The sequence below is a fragment of the Klebsiella sp. PK01 genome (genome assembly GCF_057624675.1).
Map to the genome: position 1 here is coordinate 477,127 of NZ_JBYEZM010000004.1, position 20,692 is coordinate 497,818.

General features: G+C 57.2%; 18 protein-coding genes. 6 read left to right on the forward strand and 12 right to left on the reverse strand.

All coding sequences use genetic code 11. The features are described 5' to 3' along the window. The first annotated feature begins 177 nt into the window (after nt 1–177). From glnS to AC22LX_RS15490, 3 genes are all read left to right on the forward strand, one after another. Nucleotides 178–1,845: a glutamine--tRNA ligase gene (gene glnS, locus AC22LX_RS15480; protein ID WP_045381516.1), complete on the forward strand. Its 1,668-nt coding sequence runs from the start codon at nt 178–180 to the stop codon at nt 1,843–1,845. Nucleotides 1,846–2,279: 434 nt separating this feature from the next. Beyond that, nucleotides 2,280–3,680 carry a chitoporin ChiP gene (chiP, locus tag AC22LX_RS15485; protein ID WP_045392987.1) on the forward strand — a complete coding sequence of 467 codons (1,401 nt, stop codon included), beginning with the start codon at nt 2,280–2,282 and terminating at the stop codon, nt 3,678–3,680. Between the two features lie 47 nt (nt 3,681–3,727). Continuing rightward, nucleotides 3,728–4,060 (forward strand): ChiQ/YbfN family lipoprotein, encoded by a 333-nt coding sequence (locus tag AC22LX_RS15490; RefSeq protein ID WP_045392989.1) that lies wholly within the window; start codon nt 3,728–3,730, stop codon nt 4,058–4,060. Nucleotides 4,061–4,112: 52 nt separating this feature from the next. Here AC22LX_RS15490 and tcuC read toward each other — a convergent pair whose 3' ends face one another. The 8 genes from tcuC to ybfF form a co-directional block, all read right to left on the reverse strand. After that, on the reverse strand, nt 4,113–5,408 hold the full coding sequence (gene tcuC / locus AC22LX_RS15495) for an MFS transporter (RefSeq protein ID WP_045392992.1): 1,296 nt from the start codon (nt 5,406–5,408) through the stop codon (nt 4,113–4,115). A gap of 55 nt (nt 5,409–5,463) precedes the next feature. Next, a complete protein-coding gene (gene tcuB / locus AC22LX_RS15500; protein WP_487334077.1) occupies nt 5,464–6,603 on the reverse strand; it encodes a tricarballylate utilization 4Fe-4S protein TcuB in 1,140 nt (379 codons plus the stop codon). Further along, nucleotides 6,590–7,993, reverse strand: coding sequence for an FAD-dependent tricarballylate dehydrogenase TcuA (gene tcuA, locus AC22LX_RS15505; protein ID WP_045392998.1), 1,404 nt, complete (start codon nt 7,991–7,993; stop codon nt 6,590–6,592). Before tcuA ends, tcuB begins: the two co-directional genes overlap by 14 nt. A gap of 97 nt (nt 7,994–8,090) precedes the next feature. Continuing rightward, on the reverse strand, nt 8,091–9,017 hold the full coding sequence (gene tcuR, locus AC22LX_RS15510; protein ID WP_045393001.1) for a tricarballylate utilization LysR family transcriptional regulator TcuR: 927 nt from the start codon (nt 9,015–9,017) through the stop codon (nt 8,091–8,093). Between the two features lie 112 nt (nt 9,018–9,129). Continuing rightward, nucleotides 9,130–9,582 (reverse strand): ferric iron uptake transcriptional regulator, encoded by a 453-nt coding sequence (fur, locus tag AC22LX_RS15515; protein WP_015367698.1) that lies wholly within the window; start codon nt 9,580–9,582, stop codon nt 9,130–9,132. Nucleotides 9,583–9,874: 292 nt separating this feature from the next. Beyond that, nucleotides 9,875–10,405: a flavodoxin FldA gene (gene fldA, locus AC22LX_RS15520; protein ID WP_015367697.1), complete on the reverse strand. Its 531-nt coding sequence runs from the start codon at nt 10,403–10,405 to the stop codon at nt 9,875–9,877. Nucleotides 10,406–10,554: 149 nt separating this feature from the next. Further along, nucleotides 10,555–10,848 carry a LexA regulated protein gene (gene ybfE, locus AC22LX_RS15525; RefSeq protein ID WP_015367696.1) on the reverse strand — a complete coding sequence of 98 codons (294 nt, stop codon included), beginning with the start codon at nt 10,846–10,848 and terminating at the stop codon, nt 10,555–10,557. Nucleotides 10,849–10,981: 133 nt separating this feature from the next. After that, nucleotides 10,982–11,755: an esterase gene (gene ybfF, locus AC22LX_RS15530; RefSeq protein ID WP_045393004.1), complete on the reverse strand. Its 774-nt coding sequence runs from the start codon at nt 11,753–11,755 to the stop codon at nt 10,982–10,984. A gap of 229 nt (nt 11,756–11,984) precedes the next feature. Here ybfF and seqA point away from each other — a divergent pair, with 229 nt between their 5' ends. From seqA to AC22LX_RS15545, 3 genes are read left to right on the forward strand one after another with little or no spacing between them, the layout of a single operon-like run. Beyond that, nucleotides 11,985–12,545, forward strand: coding sequence for a replication initiation negative regulator SeqA (seqA, locus tag AC22LX_RS15535; RefSeq protein WP_045393006.1), 561 nt, complete (start codon nt 11,985–11,987; stop codon nt 12,543–12,545). 32 nt (nt 12,546–12,577) lie between these two features. Continuing rightward, nucleotides 12,578–14,218 (forward strand): phosphoglucomutase (alpha-D-glucose-1,6-bisphosphate-dependent), encoded by a 1,641-nt coding sequence (pgm, locus tag AC22LX_RS15540; protein WP_015367693.1) that lies wholly within the window; start codon nt 12,578–12,580, stop codon nt 14,216–14,218. 55 nt (nt 14,219–14,273) lie between these two features. Further along, the gene (locus AC22LX_RS15545) at nt 14,274–14,711 is read left to right on the forward strand and encodes a hypothetical protein (protein WP_045393008.1); all 438 of its coding nucleotides are present in this window, start codon (nt 14,274–14,276) and stop codon (nt 14,709–14,711) included. Here AC22LX_RS15545 and kdpE read toward each other — a convergent pair. The 4 genes from kdpE to kdpB are packed head-to-tail and all read right to left on the reverse strand — an operon-like array spanning nt 14,693 to nt 20,689. Then, nucleotides 14,693–15,370 (reverse strand): two-component system response regulator KdpE, encoded by a 678-nt coding sequence (kdpE, locus tag AC22LX_RS15550; protein ID WP_047049246.1) that lies wholly within the window; start codon nt 15,368–15,370, stop codon nt 14,693–14,695. The two genes, AC22LX_RS15545 and kdpE, sit on opposite strands and share 19 nt — an antisense overlap. Further along, nucleotides 15,367–18,054 carry a two-component system sensor histidine kinase KdpD gene (gene kdpD / locus AC22LX_RS15555; RefSeq protein WP_063447456.1) on the reverse strand — a complete coding sequence of 896 codons (2,688 nt, stop codon included), beginning with the start codon at nt 18,052–18,054 and terminating at the stop codon, nt 15,367–15,369. The genes kdpE and kdpD overlap by 4 nt, the downstream gene beginning before the upstream one ends. A 3-nt stretch (nt 18,055–18,057) precedes the next feature. Continuing rightward, nucleotides 18,058–18,630 (reverse strand): potassium-transporting ATPase subunit KdpC, encoded by a 573-nt coding sequence (gene kdpC, locus AC22LX_RS15560; protein ID WP_045393015.1) that lies wholly within the window; start codon nt 18,628–18,630, stop codon nt 18,058–18,060. A 10-nt stretch (nt 18,631–18,640) separates the two neighbouring features. Beyond that, nucleotides 18,641–20,689, reverse strand: a complete 2,049-nt coding sequence (gene kdpB / locus AC22LX_RS15565; RefSeq protein ID WP_063447457.1) for a potassium-transporting ATPase subunit KdpB — start codon at nt 20,687–20,689, stop codon at nt 18,641–18,643. Nucleotides 20,690–20,692 lie beyond the last annotated feature (3 nt).

Here is a 20,692-nt window from a genome sequence, read left to right on the forward strand (position 1 = left end):
GCTCCTGAGTAGAGTTTTGCCTCAGCGGCGCAGCGAAACCTGCGCCGCTTTTTTTTTGCAGCAAATACCCCCATATCCAACAACAGATACGTATTTTGCGTAACTAATAGTTGTCTCTGCGTCCTGCTTGTAAGATCATGTGCCGTTATACGTTGTTTACGCTTTGAGGAACCCGTGATGAGTGAGGCAGAAGCCCGCCCGACTAACTTTATCCGTCAGATCATCGATGAAGATCTGGCTACCGGTAAGCACACCACCGTTCATACCCGCTTCCCGCCGGAACCGAACGGCTATCTGCACATTGGCCATGCAAAATCCATTTGCCTGAACTTCGGCATCGCCCAGGATTATCAGGGTCAATGTAATCTGCGTTTCGATGACACCAACCCGGTTAAAGAAGATATCGAATACGTAGAGTCGATTAAAAACGACGTGCAGTGGTTAGGTTTCCACTGGTCCGGCGATGTCTGCTACTCCTCTGATTACTTCGATCAGCTGCATCAGTATGCGGTTGAACTGATCAACAAAGGTTTGGCTTACGTTGACGAGCTGTCCGCCGACGAGATCCGCGAATACCGCGGTACTCTGAAAGAGCCGGGTAAAAACAGCCCATACCGCGATCGTAGCGTGGAAGAGAACCTCGCGCTGTTCGAAAAAATGCGCACCGGCGGCTTCGAAGAGGGCAAAGCCTGCCTGCGCGCCAAGATCGACATGGCGTCGCCGTTCATCGTGATGCGTGACCCGGTGCTGTATCGCATTAAATTTGCGGAACACCATCAGACCGGCAACAAGTGGTGCATCTACCCGATGTACGACTTCACCCACTGCATTAGCGATGCGCTGGAAGGTATCACCCACTCGCTGTGTACCCTGGAGTTCCAGGACAACCGTCGTCTGTACGACTGGGTGCTCGACAACATCAGTATTCCGGTGCATCCGCGTCAGTATGAATTCTCGCGCCTGAATCTCGAATACACCGTGATGTCCAAGCGTAAGCTGAATCAGCTGGTGACCGAGAAGCACGTTGAAGGCTGGGATGACCCGCGTATGCCGACTATTTCCGGTCTGCGCCGTCGTGGTTATACCGCTGAATCCATCCGCGAGTTCTGCAAACGTATCGGCGTGACCAAGCAGGACAACACCATTGAGATGGCGTCGCTGGAGTCGTGCATTCGTGAAGATCTGAACGAAAACGCCCCGCGCGCGATGGCGGTGATCGATCCGGTTAAACTGGTTATCGAAAACTATCCGCAGGGCGCAAGTGAAATGGTGGCGATGCCGAACCATCCGAACAAGCCGGAAATGGGCAGCCGCGAGGTTCCGTTCAGCGCTGAGATCTGGATCGATCGCGCGGACTTCCGTGAAGAAGCCAACAAACAGTACAAGCGTCTGGTGCTGGGTAAAGAAGTGCGTCTGCGCAACGCCTACGTGATCAAAGCTGAGCGCGTTGAGAAAGATGCAGAAGGTAATATCACTACCATCTTCTGTACTTACGATGCCGATACCCTGAGCAAAGACCCGGCCGATGGCCGCAAGGTTAAAGGCGTTATCCACTGGGTGAGCGCGGCGCACGCGCTGCCGGTTGAAATCCGCCTTTACGATCGTCTGTTCAGCGTACCGAACCCGGGCGCGGCGGATGACTTCCTGGCGGTAATGAACCCGGAATCGCTGGTCATTAAGCAAGGTTTTGCGGAACCGAGCCTGTCGAAAGCGCAGGCGGGTAAAGCATACCAGTTCGAGCGCGAAGGTTACTTCTGCCTCGACAGCCGCTATGCCACCGAGAGCCATCTGGTCTTCAACCGCACCGTTGGCCTGCGTGACACCTGGGCTAAAATCGGCGAGTAATGCTCGCCGTATTCATGAAACGCCGCGCCCTGCGGCGTTTTTTTATTGCAGAATCAGTGGATTAAAAACTGATATTTTTTCGATGCGAATTAATCTTATTAAAACGCAGTAATAATTACCCATCTCTTCCTGCCTGCATATTTACATTTAACCGTTTCAGCTTTCATCAATTATCAGTTTTTTTCCGATATAACCATGACTTATCGTTAAAAATACTGAGAAGTAAGTCTGTAACAAAACGACATAAATTATGTGCGCTTTGTCATAATCTTAAGCTTTGCTCTGCGAAAGAGATTGATAATTCGCGTCACGAAAAATAGTCTATCCATAGTGGTTTCGCGGCCTTTTAACCGCACCGCTTTTCAAATTTTTTTATTTTTTTAGCGAGCTGCCTTTGGCAATCGCAATTTTAAAACGTCAAAGAGGATATGCACATGCGTACGTTTAGTGGCAAACGTAGTACGCTGGCGCTGGCTATTGCCGCCGTCACCGCGATGTCGGGTTGGGTTGTGGCCCCACAAGCCAGCGCAGCAGGTTTTATCGATGATTCTACCTTAACCGGCGGTATCTATTACTGGCAGCGTGAGCGCGACCGTAAAAACGTAGAAACCGACAAATACGAAACTAACCTTTCTCATTCTACCTGGAACGCCAACCTGGATTTCCAGTCCGGCTACGCGGCCGACATGTTTGGTCTGGATATTGCTGCCTTCACCGCGATTGAAATGGCGGAAAACGGCGACAGCGGCCACCCGAACGAAATTGCTTTCTCCTCCAGCAACCGTGCCTACAGCGAAGATTATACCGGCGATAAGAGCGGGATAAGCCTGTATAAAGCGGCGGCTAAATTTAAATTCGGCCCGGCGTGGGCGCGCGCGGGCTACATTCAGCCGACCGGACAAACGCTGCTGGCGCCGCACTGGAGCTTTATGCCGGGTACCTATCAGGGGGCTGAAGCCGGGGCGAACTTCGACTACGGCGATAACGGCGCGCTGAGTTTCTCCTATATGTGGACGAACGAATATAAAGCGCCGTGGCATATCGAGATGGATGATTTTTACCAGAACGATAAGAAAACCAAAGTTGACTATCTGCACTCTCTTGGCGCGAAGTACGATTTTAAAAACGATCTGGTGCTGGAAGCCGCATTTGGTCAGGCCCAGGGCTATATCGATCAGTACTTTGCTAAAGCCAGCTACAAATTTGATATCGCGGGTTCACCGTTGAGCACCAGCTATCAGTTCTACGGTACCCGCGATAAAGTCAGCAACGGCGGCGTCAACGATATCTACGACGGCACCGCGTGGCTGCAGGCGATCACTTTCGGTTATAAAGCGGCCGATGTGCTGGATCTGCGTCTGGAAGGGACCTGGGTGAAAGCCGATGGCCAGCAGGGCTACTTCCTGCAGCGTATGACGCCAACCTATGCCTCCTCTAACGGTCGTCTCGATATCTGGTGGGATAACCGCTCTGACTTTAACGCCAACGGCGAGAAAGCGGTGTTCTTCGGCGCGATGTACGACATGAAGAACTGGGATATGCCGGGCTGGGCGTTTGGCGCGTCCTATGTTTACGCCTGGGATGCGAAGCCTGGCAGAATGGCATCCCCGGATGCTTACTACGATCCTAACTATCGTCTCAAAGAATCCGCCTACAGCCTGGATGCCATCTACACCCTGCAGGAAGGCCGCGCGAAAGGAACGATGTTCAAACTGCACTTCACGCAATACGACAACCACTCCGACATCCCAAGCTGGAGCGGCGGTTACGGCAACATCTTCCAGGATGAGCGTGACGTGAAGTTTATGGTTATCGCGCCGTTCACCATTTTCTGATGCCTGCGCGGCGGGCGTGAGCCTGCCGCCCCTCCGGGAGAATAACTATGAAAAAACTGCTGCTCATCGCCATCATGGCATCGGGTCTGGTCGCCTGCGCGCAGTCGCCAGCGCCGAAAGAAGATTCCAAATTGAAAGATGCCTATAGCGCCTGTATCAACACGGCGGAAGGTAATCCGGACAAGATCGAAGCCTGTCAGAGCGTACTGAACGTATTGAAACAAGAGAAACCGCATCAGCAGTTTGCGACGCAGGAAAGCGTCAGAGTGCTGGATTATCAGGCCTGTATTCAGGCGACGCGCACCGGTAATGACCAGGCGGTCAAAGCGCGCTGCGATAAAATCTGGCAGGAGATTCGCAGTAATAACACCACGAAGTAAAGCAGACGGTTAAGCGAAAACGGGCGGAGCGCACACTCCGCCCGTGGCTATTTTAACGCGGTATTTCCGCCGACTGATAGCCGCGGCTTAGACGCATGAACAGCATGGCGGTGGCGGCGAATCCGCATAGCGCCGCGCACATCAGCCACCAGCCCGGCGCGCTTTTATCACCGGTGATTTCGACCAGCGCGGTGGAAATAGCCGGCGTCAGCCCGCCAAAGATAGCGGTGGCGAGGCTAAATGCCAGCGAAAAGCCCACGGTGCGGACGTAAACGGGCATCACTTCCGTTAGCGCCGCCACCATCGCGCCGTTATACATACCGAAAAAGAACGAGAACCACAGCAGCACCAGCGTCATGCGGGTGAAATCCGGCGCGGCGGTGAGCCATTGCATCACCGGCCAGGTGGTCAACAGCGCCAGGATGGTAATTCCCATCAGCACCGGGCGGCGGCCTATCTTGTCTGAGAGCGCCCCGCCAATCGGTAACCAGATAAAGTTAGAAATACCGACCAGCATCGTGACCAGCAAGCTTTCGCGCGCGCTCAGATGCAGTACCGCTCTGCCGTAGGTTGGGGTATAGACGGTAATAAAATAAAAGGTGGTGGTGGTCATCGCCACCAGTAAAGTGCCCGCGCTGATGATGCGCCAGTTTTTAACAATAGTGGTCAGTATCTCTTTCGTATCGGGACGATGCTTACGCTGCAGAAACGCTTCGGTCTCCTGCAGCGAACGCCGGAGTACGAAAATCAGCGGGATAATCAGGCAGCCGATAAAGAAGGGGATGCGCCAGCCCCATTCTGCAATCTCGTCGTGACCCAGCGTTTCGTTCAGCGCGTAGCCAATCAGCGCCGCCATGACGATGGCCACCTGTTGGCTGGCGGACTGCCAACTGGTATAGAACCCTTTTTTCCCCGGTTTGGCGATTTCCGACAGGTAGACCGACACACCGCCGAGCTCGACCCCGGCCGAGAACCCTTGCAGCAAACGGCCAATTAAGACCAGCACCGGCGCCAGCACGCCGATGGTTTGGTAGCCCGGCACCAGCGCAATCAGTAACGTGCCGCAGCCCATAATCGCCAGGGTGACCATCAGCCCTTTGCGGCGACCGATCCTGTCAATATAAGCCCCTAATACCACCGCGCCGATGGGGCGCATCAGGAAGCCGGAGCCAAACACGGCAAAGGTGAGCATCAACGCCGCGAACTCGCTCTCTGCCGGAAAGAAGGTTCTGGCGATATAGGTGGCGTAGAAACCAAACAGAAAGAAGTCGAATTGCTCGAGAAAATTACCGCTGGTTACGCGGAGAATTGCGCCGAAGGTACCGGCGCGCGAGGTTGGTTGGGTCATAGGGTTTGCTCTCCATTGTCTTTATCTTGTTGTTATAGAGGTAAGAGGGAGCGGGTTAGTCGCCTGCGACTGCCGCCTGTTTTCCGCGCCGCTTCTCAATCGCCCACTTGAGTAACGCCGCACAGCGATAAAATCCGTGGGCAAATTTTCCGTAAGGCAGCGTTAAAAACAGCGCCATCACCACCCCGAGATGGATAGCGAGCAGAATGCCCATCCACGAGGTGTCCCGGCCCGCCAGTAGCGCGAGCCCGGTAAAACTGGTCAGTAGCAACAGCAGGATAAAAGCGCGATCCATCGGTTTTTGCCGCGCGTCGCCGTGCAGCGGCGAGCGGCGCAGATTCAGCCATAGCAAACCCGCAGGGCCTACCAGCAGCCCGATGCCGCCGAGCGTGCCCAGCAGTACCGGTACGCTAAAGAACGGGTAGGGCGCCTCCCAACCGGCGAGATAGTGATAGCCCGTGGCCACAACCGTGGCGGCGAAACAGAGCATGAAACCGTAGAAAGTGAAGTGGTGAAAACGGCGGCGCATCAGGGTGAAGGCGTCATCGGCCTCGTTACAGCCTTTACCGTGTCCGCCGTCGAGATATTTCAACGTCAGCGCATCATGTGAGGCCCTGGCGATATCGCCAGCCTGCGGTTGGCCCGGCGAGATCTCGCGCCAGAAACGAATCACCCCGCTCATCAGTAAACCGATGGCCGCAATGAAAACCGAACCGAACATCCACGCCAGCAGGTTATGCGGGAAAATCTGGTAGAAATCACCGGCCAGCGGCGGGTGCAACAGAGAGCCTTTGAGCCCCATCGCCAACAGCAGAAACAGGACAAGACCCGCGACCAGCGCCAGCACCATGGCGATCCCCGCACGGCGATATAAACTGCCGAAAGCGGCGGGCCGGGCGTAATGTTGATAGGTTTCCAGCCGCACTTCCGCCATCGCTTTGGGAACATTAATCGCAAACTCGTGCGGCGGGGCATACTGGCAGGCGTGCAGGCAGGCGCCGCAGTTGTGGCACAGGTTCGCCAGATAGTTAATATCCGCCTTGCCAAATTCCAGACGCTGGGTCATGGCCGGAAATACGGCGCAAAAGCCTTCGCAATAGCGGCAGGCGTTACAGACCTGCATCACCCGTTCGACTTCCGCTTCCGGCTCGGTGATGATTTGCGCCTCGATGATCAGCTTTTCAAGCGACTTCATGATGTTTCTCCTGCTGTGCCGCCAGGGCGGCTTGCTGACCGGCAATGCGGCCGAATGTGGTGCCAATCGACATGCCTACGCCGGCGGTATAGCCTTTGCCCAGTACGTTGCCGGCCATCATTTCGCCGGCGACAAACAGGTTGCGGCTCGGCTTACCGGCAAAGTGGACGGCGGCGTGTTGATTGACGTACAGCCCGAGGTAGGTGAAGGTGATCCCTGGACGCAGGGCATAACCATAATAAGGCGGCGTATCGATAGGCCGCGCCCAGTGGGTCTTCGGCGGCGTCAGGCCGGAGGTGGTGCAGTTATCAAGACGGGTATGGTCGAACTGGCCTGGCGTACAGGCGGCATTGTAGCTGGCGATGGTCTGTGACAAACGTTCGCCGTCCAGCCCCAATTGGCGCGCCAGTTCTGCGATGGTATTGGCCTGGGCGCCCGGAAATACCGGCGGCATAAATTGTCCAACGGCTTTGCTGTCGATGATCGAATAGCCGATTTGCCCCGGCTGGTGGGCGACCAGACGGCCCCAGATGGCGTAACGTTTGGGCCAGAAATCTTCCCCTTCATCATAAAAGCGCTCGGCATCGCGGTTCACCACCACCCCCAGCGACACGCAGTCGACGCGGGTACAGATGCCGCCGTCATAGAGCGGCGCCCGGGCGTCAATGGCGACGCAGTGCGACTGTGAAGGATCGCCGATGATATCGGCCCCGGCATCGATCATAAATTTGAGCAGCACTCCCTGATTAAAACGGGTGCCGCGGATGAGAAAGTTGTCTGCAGGCCATTCGCCGCGCTCATTTTGCCCCCAGGCTTCGCGCAGCCACTCGCGGTTAGATTCAAAACCGCCGGCGGCGAGCACGCAGGTTTTAGCGGCGATCCGCTCAGTGCCTGCCAGCGCGGCGACGAATTCGCCATCACGTAATTCAAGCGCCTGTACCGGGGTGTTATAGCGGATCTGTACGCCCATCTGTTCGGCGCTGCGGTAATAGGCATTGACCAGGGCTTTGCCGCCGCCCATAAAAAAGGCGTTAGTGCGGGCGACGTGCAGGGCGCCGGATAACGGCGGTTGAAAGTTAACGCCATGGCGGCGCATCCAGTCCCGACAGTGCGACGAGGTGCGGATCACCAGACGGGCCAGCGCTTCGTTGGTATTGCCGTCGGTAACGCGCAGCAGATCCTGCCAGTATTCTTCTTCCGGATAGCTGTCGACTAAGACATCCTGCGGCGCATCGTGCATACAACGCAGATTACGCGTGTGCTGAGAGTTACCGCCCCGCCATTCCCGCGGCGCGGCTTCCAGCAGCAGTACGGATGCGCCTGCTTCCCGGGCGGTTAAGGCGGCGCATAACGCGGCGTTGCCGCCGCCAATCACCAGTACATCCACCATTATCGGCTCCATTACGCTTTGACTAATTGTTAAATTTGTAATGGAAATGTAAGGTGCAGGGGGCGGCAGGCGCTATGGCGTGAAGCTAAAGGGGGGTTTAGTGTGTGTAAAGGCTGGCGCCCGGCCAGTTGCCGGATTCAACTAGCTGGCGCATGACTTTTGCCAGCATTACCCGTGCCGCAAGGCCTGCCGGGGTGAGTTCGTCATCGGAAAGACTGACCAGAAAATTCGGTCGGCTAAGTACCGGATTATCGACGCCGATCACTCTTAGCGCCTGGCTGTCGAGATGAGAAATCGCCGCGCCCGGCTGCAGCGTGGCGCCGAGCCCGTCACGAACGGCGCGCATCAGCAGGGCCAGGCCATCGATTTCAGCCACCACGTCAACGTTGATGGCGTGCTCCTGGCAAATAGCGTCCAGCCTGCCGCGCAGGCCATGCCCCTGGCTTGGCATAATCAGCGGGATGGCGGCCAGTTGGTTCGGGGAGATGCTATCGCCGGGCAGCGGCGCCAGCACGTCATGGGCGCCAATCAGGAACAGACGTTCCTCAAGAATGGGTCGGGCGCTCCAGCGCAGGATCTTCTCTTTCTGGAAAACGATGGCTAAATCGAGCTGGCGGGTGTTGATCATCCGTTCCAGATTGCCGGAGAGGCTCTCCACCAGGTGCAGGCGGACGTCGGCGTAGCTTTCGCGCATGGCGTTGATAAAAGGTACGCCCAGTACAGAAGCGGTGCTCGGCGCCATACCGACGCTGACGTGACCGGAAAGGCGCGCTTCACGCGCGGCGAGAATTGCATCGTCAGCATGGCGCAGCGCCAGTTGCGCCTGCGAGTAAAAGGCGAGGCCGGCGCTGGTGGGCATTACGCCGCGCGAAGTCCGTTGCAGCAGGCGGATAGCGAGTTCATTTTCCAGACGCGCCATTTGCTGGCTGAGCGCAGAGACGCCAATATTCAGATCGAGCGCGGCGCGGCCCATACTGCCGGTTTCCACAATGCGGACAAAATAGCGTAGCTGGCGCAGCTCCATATTGACTCTCCGTACAAGGCGTTATGCTCTGACAGAATACGCATGCCGGCGGATTTCGCCCATAAAAAAGCCAACCTTGAGGTTGGCTTTTTACGACAAACGAGACGGGAAATTATTTATTCACCGCATCGTGGGCATGTTCATCTTCGCGGCAGTCGCCTTCCGCACAGTGGCCGTACAGGTACAGGCTGTGGTTGGTTAAGCGGATGCCGTGTTGCGCAGCAATTTCACGTTGGCGGGATTCGATAGAATCATCGCTGAACTCGATCACTTTGCCGCAATCGAGGCAAATCAGGTGATCGTGGTGGTGCTGCTGAGTCAGCTCGAATACGGATTTACCGCCTTCGAAGTTGTGACGAGTCACGATGCCTGCATCGTCGAACTGGTTCAGCACGCGGTAAACGGTAGCCAGACCAATCTCTTCACCCATATCGATCAGGCGTTTATATAAATCTTCCGCACTGACGTGATGGTTATCCGGTTCCTGCAACACTTCCAGAATTTTCAGTCGGGGAAGTGTGACTTTCAGGCCAGCCTTCTTTAATGCGATATTGTTGTCAGTCATGCGGAATCTGTCCTGTTGCTAAAGATCGGCTTCCTTCAAAGGGAAGCAATACAGAGAATCACCCGATGTAATGCGTCTCATTATAGAGCTGCAACTCTGAAATGAAAACTGCAACCATCGCGCCTTGTAAGCTGTCAAAAACGAATTACCAGCTACAAACTGTGTCACGTGACCTCGTGGAATCAGAGGACATTGTACAGATATGTGATGAAAAGTTAAAAACTTGTAGCTATTAGTTTGATTGCTTTTATCTATTAATTCAGCGCAGCTTAATAGCTGCGCTGTTTGATTCTTAGGCGTTTTTGATTTCTTCCAGATGCAGCTCTTCGGAAATCTGCTTCACCCACTTCTCAACGCGCTCGTTGGTCAGTTCCGGCTGACGGTCTTCATCAATCGCCAGACCTACGAAGTGATCGTCGTCTGCCAGGCCTTTAGAAGCTTCAAAGTGGTAGCCCGCGGTCGGCCAGTGGCCAACGATGGTTGCGCCGCGCGGTTCAATGATGTCACGAATGGTGCCCAGCGCATCGCAGAAGTATTCTGCGTAATCTTCCTGGTCGCCGCAGCCAAACACGGCTACCAGCTTACCGTTGAAGTCGATCTCTTCCAGCGTCGGGAAGAAGTCGTCCCAGTCGCACTGCGCTTCGCCGTAGTACCAGGTTGGGATGCCGAGCAGCAGAATATCGTGGCTTTCCAGATCTTCTTTGCTGCTCTTGGCAATGTCGTGAACTTCAGCAACGTCTTTACCGAGCTGCTTTTGGATCATTTTTGCAATATTTTCGGTGTTGCCGGTGTCGCTGCCAAAAAAGATGCCGATGATTGCCATGAGTAAAATAACCTCTTGAAACTTAATGATGTGGTAGTGGCATTATGCCTACAGTTAACGGCAATCATAGCAGAACAGGGAAGGGCGCGGAAACAGCAATAACGTCCTGGTGCACACTCTGCTACATGAAAGCGATTTTTTTGCGTTTTTCAGACTTCGCCCTGGTTACGCAGGCAGGCCAGTTGGTGCATCAGCATCTCTTCGATAAGATCGCTGCGGCTCATGTTGCGGGCTTCCGCCAGCTCATTAAGCGCGTCGACCGCATCGGCGTTGAGCTTCAACTCAACGCGCTTCAAGCCGCGAACTTTATCGCGTTTGAGCTGATTGCGTTTGTTGATGCGCAGTTGTTCATCGCGCGAAAGCGGATTGGTTTTCGGTCTACCCGGGCGACGCTCATTTGCGAACAAATCTAATGTCGTTCGGTCCGTTTGTTCTTTTGCCATGATTCAGAGTGACTTCGGGGAAACAAGCTGCCGGGCTATAGCCGGCGCAGATAGCGCGCCATAATACATCAGGCGAACCGCCGCGCCAACGACCGCGGGCATTATGCCGCGCGGTCGGGCGTTTTTTAGCCACTCAGGCTTCAATTGTGCTCAGATAACGGCGAATTGCGCGTAAAACCGCCTCGGGTTTTTCCGCATGCACCCAGTGTCCGGCGCCGGCAATGACGTGAGCGCGGGCCTGCGGGAATTGCGCCAGCAGCGCGTCGCGGTATTCATCGGTAACATAAGGGGAGTTGCCGCCGGGAATAAATTGCGCCGGGTGCGGCCAGGCTGGCACCGTTTCCCAGCCGACAATATGCGGGTATTGATCCCACAGCGCCGGCACGTTGAAGCGCCACGCGCCGTCGACAAAGGATTTCAGCAGAAACTGAATGACGCCTTCTTCATTTATATGCTCGCGCATCACCTGCGCCGCCTGCTGGCGGGTGCTGGCGGCGGATTCGCTGACGGCGTTAATCGCCGCGAAGATCTCATCATGACGGCGGACGTGATAAGCCACCGGCGCAATATCAATCGCCACCAGCCCGGCGATGCGATCCGGCGCCAGCGCGGTCAGCGCCATCACCGCTTTGCCGCCCATTGAATGGCCGATAAAGGTCGCTTTCTCTATCTGATGATCGTCAAGAGTATCCAACAGATCCTGCGCCATCGCGCGGTAGGTCATCTCCGGCGAACGCGGCGATAAGCCGTGGTTGCGCATATCGACCTGCAATATATCGTAGTCGGCGACCAGATCGCGGGCGAGGATCCCAAGGTTGTCCAGGCTGCCGAACAGGCCGTGTACCAGGACGATTGGGGATTTATTGTGCGGGTTTTGTGCAGATTGCGCTCGGCTATTTAATTTCATGGCAAAGTTCTTTTTTTCGCTCCGTCGGGTTAGGGTATTATGTTGGACATTCTGCCATTAGGCTGCAAGACCCGGAAGCATTCTGAGTTTTACCGCCATCCTGGTTTGACGCTATTCGCGGTTGGGATTTGTCCTCTATCTGATGCCTTTTGCGCAGTAGTGTGAAAGACAAAGGATAGTTAATCCCGACGACTTGTATTCAGAAACAAAGAAATCGCACTGGATTAAGATGAAAACAATCGAAGTTGATGATGAGCTCTACCGCTATATTGCCAGCCACACTCTGCATATCGGCGAGAGCGCATCCGACATTTTACGGCGCATGCTGAAATTTACCGCCGTTTCTCAGCCTGCATCTGGCGCGCCTGCGGCGAAAGCCGCGCCGGCGGCTGCTCCTGCGGCGGCGCCAGTCGTCGAAGCGAAGCCGGCCAACCCGGTTAAAGATAAAGTCCGCGCCATGCGCGAACTGCTGTTATCTGACGAATACGCTGAACAAAAGCGCGCGGTTAACCGCTTCATGCTGGTATTGACTACGCTTTACTCGTTAGACAGTAAGGCTTTTTCAGAAGCCACTGAATCTCTGCACGGGCGCACCCGCGTATACTTCGCCGAAGATTCACGGACGCTGCTGAAAAGCGGTAATCAGACCAAACCGAAACAGGTTCCTGGTACGCCGTGGTGGGTTATCACCAATACTAATACCGGCCGTAAATGCAGCATGATCGAACACATCATGCAATCAATGCAGTTCCCTGCGGAGCTGATTGAAAAGGTTTGCGGCACGATCTAGTTAATTAAACTTTGCACCAGAAGGATCAGGCAATGGCAATCGATAAACGTGCGGGTCAGCCGGCACAACAGAGTGATTTGATTAACGTCGCCCAGCTGACCGCTCAGTACTATGTGCTGAAGCCGGAAGCGGGTAATGCGGAGCATGCGGTTAAGTTCGGCACCTCCGGCCATCGCGGTAGCGCAGGGCGCCACAATTTCAATGAGCAGCATATTCTGGCGATTGCGCAGGCGATTGCGGAAAACCGCGCGAAAAATGGTATCACCGGCCCGTGCTACGTGGGTAAGGATACCCACGCTTTATCCGAACCGGCATTCATTTCCGTGCTGGAAGTGCTGGCGGCGAACGGTGTTGATGTGATCGTTCAGGAAAACAACGGTTTCACTCCGACGCCGGCGGTCTCCAACGCGATTCTGGTGCATAACAAAAAAGGCGGCCCGCTGGCGGATGGTATTGTGATCACTCCATCGCACAACCCGCCGGAAGATGGCGGTATCAAATACAACCCGCCAAATGGCGGCCCGGCTGATACCAACGTGACGAAAGTGGTGGAGAACCGCGCTAATGAACTGCTGGCCGCCGGTCTGCAGGGTGTGAAGCGTATCTCTCTCGACGCCGCGCTGGCGTCCGGCCACGTAAAAGAGCAGGACCTGGTGCAGCCGTTTATTGAAGGGCTGGCGGATATCGTCGATATGGCGGCTATCCAGAAAGCGGGCCTGAAACTGGGCGTCGATCCGTTGGGCGGCTCGGGTATCGAATACTGGAAACGTATCGGCGAGCACTACAAGCTGGATCTGACCATCGTCAACGATCAGGTCGATCAGACGTTCCGCTTTATGCACCTTGATAAAGATGGCGCGATCCGTATGGACTGCTCCTCCGAGTGTGCAATGGCGGGTCTGTTGGCGCTGCGCGATAAGTTCGATCTGGCCTTCGCCAACGATCCGGATTACGACCGTCACGGTATCGTGACTCCGGCTGGGCTGATGAACCCGAACCACTATCTGGCGGTGGCTATCAACTACCTGTTCCAGCATCGCCCACAGTGGGGCAAAGATGTTGCGGTTGGTAAAACGCTGGTTTCTTCGGCGATGATTGACCGCGTGGTTAACGATCTGGGCCGTAAGCTGGTAGAAGTGCCGGTAGGCTTCAAGTGGTTTGTTGACGGTCTGTTCGACGGCAGCTTCGGCTTCGGTGGTGAAGAGAGCGCCGGGGCATCGTTCCTGCGTTTCGACGGCACGCCGTGGTCCACCGATAAAGACGGTATCATCATGTGCCTGCTGGCGGCGGAAATCACCGCGGTCACCGGTAAGAACCCGCAGGAGCACTATAACGAGCTGGCGGAACGCTTTGGCGCCCCGAGCTACAACCGTCTGCAGGCCTCCGCCACTTCCGCGCAGAAAGCGGCGCTGTCTAAGCTTTCGCCGGAAATGGTGAGCGCCGATACGCTGGCGGGCGATCCGATCACCGCGCGTCTGACCGCGGCGCCGGGCAACGGCGCTTCTATCGGCGGGCTGAAAGTGATGACCGACAACGGCTGGTTTGCGGCCCGTCCGTCAGGCACCGAGGACGCCTACAAAATCTACTGCGAGAGCTTCCTTGGCGAAGAGCATCGCAAGCTAATTGAAAAAGAAGCGGTAGAGATTGTCAGCGAAGTGCTGAAAAACGCCTGATTGTCCTATCAGCATCAGGCCCCCTGCGGGCCTGATTTTTTTCGCAAGGAATGCGATGAAATTACAACGGAAGTCCCTTTTTTTGTTCTGGGCGTGGATGGATCTCTTTTTCGTCCTGCAATTCTTATGGTGGAATATTTCCCACCGCCGTCTTCCTTTCTACGACGATCTACTGGCGTATCTTCAGCTGCTGCACACTTACGGCGCAGCGGCGGCCTGGCTGTACCCGCTGAATGTTCTGCTGATTATCAGCATTCCGCTGTCGATGATCCTATTTTTCCGTCAGAGCCGCTATGCGCTGTGGTTGGCCTGGGGGCAGGCGCCGCTCAGGCTGGTATTTATGCAGCCTTCGCTGTCGCTGGGTCTGTGGCTGATTCAAGCCGCCGGCGTCAGGAATTTAGCGATCCTGGCAGGCTTCCTGCTGCTCTCTGAAGGGCTGAAAATCGCCACTCTCTGGTACTGCAGAGGCGAATTTCAGGGCATAAAGCGATAGCCAATCCCGGTTTCGGTCAGCAGATGCTGCGGCCGCGCCGGGTCAACCTCCAGCTTTTGCCGTAAGTGCCCCATATAAATCCGCAAATAGTGACTGTGTTCGACGGCGTTAGGCCCCCATACCTGATTCAGAAGCTGGCGCTGGGTGAGCACTTTGCCCGGATTGTTCAGCAGCGCCGCCAGCAGGCGAAACTCGATGGGCGTCAGGTGAATTTCTTCACTGCCGCGCACGATACGGCGGGCGGGGATATCGACGCTAATATCGGCAAAACGCACCACCGGCTCATCGGCCTGCGCGCTGCCGTGACGGCGCAGCGCGACGCGTAGCCGCGCCTGCAGTTCACCGATGCCGAACGGTTTACTGAGGTAGTCATCGGCGCCGGCGTCAAGGGCGGCGATTTTGTCATGCTCTTCGCTGCGCGCCGACAGCACGATAATCGGCATTTGGCTCCACTGGCGGACTTCGCGGATAAAATCATTACCATCCCCGTCTGGCAGGCCAAGATCGAGGATCGCTAAATCCGGTTTGCGGGTGGCGGCTTCGATGAGCCCGCGCTGCAGGGTTTCGGCTTCAAATACGCGCATGCCGTCAGCTTCCAGCGCGGTGCGCAGAAAGCGGCGGATAGCGTGTTCGTCTTCGATGATTAAAACGTTAATCACAATTCCTCGGTTAACTCTTCCAGTTCTGGGGGCGCTTCTCGCGGCAGTGTAACACGGAAACAGGCGCCGCCCTCCGGACGGTTGCTGGCGGTAATGCTACCGTCGTGCACCTCGACAATGGCCTGGCAAATGGCCAGCCCCAGGCCGACGCCGGGGATAGCAGACTCTTTATTACCACGGGCGAATTTATCAAAGATAGCCTGTTCCTGGCCTGCCGGGATCCCCGGACCATTATCCCAGACTTCAATGATTAACTGCTGCCTATCCGCTTCGGCGTGAATGCCAATCTGCGCCTGCGCGCCGGCGTATTTATGCGCGTTCTCCAGCAGATTAATCAGCACCCGTTCAAACAGCGGGCCGTCAACGTGGACCAGCAGCAGCGGGTCCGGCAGCGTCAGCTGGATGCGCTGGCCGCCAAGCCCAGGCTCCAGCATACGCAGGGCGCTGCCAACAACCTCTTCGAGGGTTAACCACTCTTTGTGCAGATTAAAACCGCCGGACTGGATACGCGCCATATCCAGTAGATTATTCACCAGCCGGGTGGTGTTGAGCACGTGCTGGCGAATTTCGTTGGCCTGCGGCGCGTGCTTCGAACCTTCACTGGCCAGATCGAGAGTGAGGATCTCCGCCTGGCCGAACAGGACCGTCAGCGGCGTCCGCAGATCGTGAGAGAGGGCGGCCAGCAGTGAGTTGCGCAGGCTTTCGCGTTCGCTGGTCAAGCGCGCCTGCTCTTCGCTGGCGGTCAGGGTCAGGCGCTCAAGGGCGCTGGCCACCAGCAGGGTAAAGGTTTCCAGCAGTCGCTGTTGTTCCGGGATCATCAGCTGACGCAGATTTTCCGGTTCGACCAGCAGCAGCCCCCAGGTGCGGGCGGCGCTTTGTAGCGGCAGAATTTGATACGGTACGCCGGGGAGAGTGTCGGTGCCGGCCCCGGCTGGCTGGCCTTTATCAAAACTCCAGCGGGCAATCGCATCATCCCACGAGAAAACGCCGGATTGCTGGGTCATCGGCTGCAGCTGCCCGTTCTCATCCGGCAGCAGTAGTTGGCTGCGGGCCTGAAAAGTGGAAGTAATAAAGCGTTCGCTGGTAGCGGCGATATCTTCGCGGCTGCGTCCGACCGCCAGCGCTTTCGACATTTCATACAGATGCCGGGTACGTCGCTCGCGATAACGCGCCACCCGCGCCTGGTAACGCATCCCGGCGGTCAGATTGCCGATCACCAGACCAACGGTCAGCATCACGCCGAACGTCAGCAGATACTGGACGTCGGAAACCGCCAGCGTACCGCGCGGAGCGACAAAAAAGAGATCGAAGCTAATGACGTTGATAAAGGTCGCCAGCACCGATGGCCAGCGGCCATACAGTAGAGCGATTATCACCACACCCAGTAGATACAGCATCACCAGGTTGGCGGCCTCAAAGGCCATCAGCCACTGCATGGCAACCACGGTGATAATGGCGCACAGCGCCACGGCCAGCAGACAGCCCTTCAACTGCTGGCGCCACTTATCGATCGCCGTGCGGTTGTCGTTCGCGCGGGCGGGCAGAGAAGCCGGTTTTTCATCCAGCGCGATCACCACCAGATCGAGGTCCGGGGCGCGGCGCGCCAGACGGTCGGCAAATCCGGCTCGTTCCCACCAGCGTCGCTCCCCCTGGCGACCAATCACAATTTTGCCGAGGTTATGTTCGCGAGCGTAATGCAGTACCGCTTTTTCTTCCGATGGATCGGAGAGGGTGGCGGTTTCGGCGCCTAACTCTTGCGCCAGCTTCAGCGCCGCGAGGATCGCCCGCCGTTTGGCCTCCGGTAGACGGTGCAGCGAGGGGGTTTCCACGTATACCGCGTGCCAGACGCTGCCGAGCCTGGCCGCCAGCCGGGCGGCGGCGCGAACCAGTTTTTCGCTGCCGGTGTTGTGGCCGATGCACAGCAGAATGGCGTCGCGGGTGTGCCAGACTTTTTCCTGCCCCTGGCGGTCGCGCCAGGCGCGCATTTGTTCGTCTACCCGGTCGGCGGTACGGCGCAGCGCCAGCTCGCGCAGGGCGATCAGATTACCTTTGCGGAAGAAGTTTTCGATGGCGCGTTCGGCCTGGCCGCCAATGTACACCTTGCCCTCATTCAGGCGCTGGCGCAGATCGTCCGGCGGCAAATCCACCAGAACTACATCATCAGCGGCGTCAAAGAAGGGGTCGGGGACGGTTTCGCGCACCTGCACGCCGGTAATACCGCTGACCACATCATTGAGACTTTCAAGATGCTGGACGTTGACGGTGGTGAAGACGTCGATACCGGCTTCGAGCAGTTCTTCGACGTCCTGCCAGCGTTTCGGGTGGCGCGAACCCGGCGCGTTGCTGTGCGCCAGTTCGTCCACCAGGATCAGCGCCGGACGGCGGGCCAGCGCGGCATCAAGGTCAAATTCATGGACGTAGCGTCCGCGATGGGAAATGCGTTTTTGCGGGAGGGTGCTGAGCCCCTCCAGCATGGCGGCGGTATCTTTGCGGCCGTGGGTTTCCGCCACGCCGATCAGAATATCCAGCCCCTGAGCGCGCAGCCGCTGCGCTTCCGCCAGCATTGCCCAGGTTTTGCCCACCCCGGCGCAGGCGCCGAAAAACACCTTCAGCTTGCCGCGATGCGGCGCAGCGGTTTGTTGCAGCAGACGGTCGGGGTCCGGACGCAGCGGCTCGTCACTCATTGATTAATCCTTTAGGGCATCCAGCGCCATATTCAGTTGCAGTATATTTACCACAGGTTGACCGAGAAAACTGAGCAACGGTTTTTGCGTCGCCTGATCCACTAGCTGTTTCACCTGCGCGTCGCTGAGATTGCGCGCTTTAGCGACGCGCGGTACCTGCCACAGCGCCGCGGCAGGGGTCAGGTTGTTATCCAGCCCGCTGGCCGATGCGGTAACCAGCTCGACCGGCACCGTTGGGTTCGCTTGCGGGTTCGCGGCGCGTAACGCCTGTACCCGTTCGCTAATCGCTTTATCCAGCGCCGGATTGCTGACCGCCAGATTACTGCCGCCAGAGGCCAGCGGATTATCCGCCACCTCTGCCGTCGCGGAAGGGCGGCCGTGGAAATAACCGGCTGCGGTAAAGTTCTGCCCGATCAGCGCGGAGCCGCGCACCTCGCCGTCGATTTGGATCAGCGAGCCGTTAGCCTGCTGCGGGAACCACCACTGCCCTAAGGCGGTAGTCAACAACGGATACAGGCCGCCAGTGAGCAGGGTTAACAGAATAAATAGCACAAATGCCGGACGAATCAATGACATGGTAGTTTCCTCACACCAGACCGGTCAGGGTCAGCAACAGGTCGATGGCTTTAATACCAACGAAAGGCACAATCAGGCCGCCGAGGCCGTAAACCCACAGGTTGCGGCGCAGCATCGCCGATGCCGACAGCGGACGATAGCTCACGCCCTTGAGTGCTAAAGGGATCAGGCAGACGATAATCAGGGCGTTGAAAATAACCGCGCTCATGATCGCCGAAGAGGGCGAGTGCAGATGCATCACGTTCAGCATCGCCAGCTGCGGATAGGCGGCGGCGAAGGCGGCCGGAATAATCGCGAAATACTTGGCGACGTCGTTGGCGATACTGAATGTAGTTAACGACCCACGGGTCATCAGCATCTGTTTACCGATATGCACCACTTCAATCAGCTTGGTCGGGTTTGAGTCGAGATCCACCATATTGCCCGCCTCTTTCGCCGCCTGGGTGCCGGAGTTCATCGCGACCGCTACATCAGCCTGCGCCAGCGCCGGGGCGTCGTTGGTGCCGTCGCCGGTCATCGCCACCAGCCGTCCTTCCGACTGATACTGGCGAATCAGCGCCAGCTTGGCTTCCGGCGTCGCTTCGGCCAGAAAATCATCAACCCCCGCTTCGGCGGCGATGGCGGCGGCGGTCAGGCGGTTATCACCGGTGATCATCACCGTTTTAATGCCCATTTTGCGCAGCTGGGCGAAACGCTCTTTAATGCCGCCTTTGACGATATCTTTAAGCGAAATAATCCCCAGTACGCGCTCGCCTTCCGCGACGACTAGCGGCGTGGCCCCCTGGCGGGCGACCTCTTCTACCTGCTTATCGACATCGGCCGGGAAGTGGCCGCCGTTAGCTTCGATATGGCGGCGAATCGCGTCTACCGACCCTTTGCGGATCATACGTTGGTCGATGTTGATACCGCTCATACGGGTCTGGGCGGTAAAGGGGACAAATGTGGCGTGCAGCGACTGCAGGTCGCGTTCGCGCAGATTAAAGCGCTGTTTCGCCAGCACCACGATGCTGCGGCCTTCCGGCGTTTCATCCGCCAGCGACGACAGCTGGGCGGCATCGGCCAGCACGCGCTCTTCGACGCCGCGCGCTGGCAGGAATGCCGAGGCCTGACGGTTGCCGAGGGTGATGGTGCCGGTTTTATCCAGCAACAGTACGTCGACATCGCCGGCGGCTTCCACCGCGCGACCGCTGGTGGCGATAACGTTGGCGCCGAGCATTCTGCTCATCCCGGCGACGCCGATAGCGGAAAGCAGGCCGCCGATGGTGGTTGGGATCAGGCACACCAGCAGCGCCACCAGCACGGTAACGCTAACCGCATTACCGCTCCACGCCGAGAAGGGCCAGATGGTGGCGGTGGCCAGCAGGAACACCAGCGTTAGGGCGATCAGCAGGATCGTCAGCGCGATTTCGTTCGGCGTTTTACGGCGCTGCGCGCCTTCAACCATGGCGATCATCCGGTCGAGGAAGGTTTCACCAGGGTTGACGCTGCAGCGGATCACCAGCCAGTCAGAAAGGATCCGGGTACCGCCAGTTACCGAGGCGAAATCGCCGCCGGACTCGCGGATCACCGGCGCGGATTCCCCGGTGATGGCGCTTTCATCTACCGAAGCGCCGCCTTCGATCACTTCGCCGTCGCAGGGGATAATGTCGCCGGCTTCCACCAGCACGATATCGCCTTTGCGTAACTCTTCCGCCGGGACGTGATCCATCGGGGCATCGTGCTGGGGCGCGCGCAGCTTACGGGCGAAAGCGGTTTTCTTCACTCCTTTCAGGCTATTGGCCTGCGCTTTGCTACGTCCTTCGGCCATGGCTTCGGCGAAGTTGGCGAACAGTACGGTAAACCATAGCCACAGGCTGACGGCGGCGGTAAAACCGGCGTGACCCGCGAGATACCCCCCGGCCATGGCGATCGCCAGCAGGGTGGTCAGCACGCTGCCGATCCAGACGATAAACATTACCGGGTTACGCCACTGCACCGAGGGGCTGAGTTTTTTCACCGCATCCAGCAGCGCCTGACGCACCAGCGTCGGCTCCAGCAGGGCTAATTGTTTGCGACTCATAAC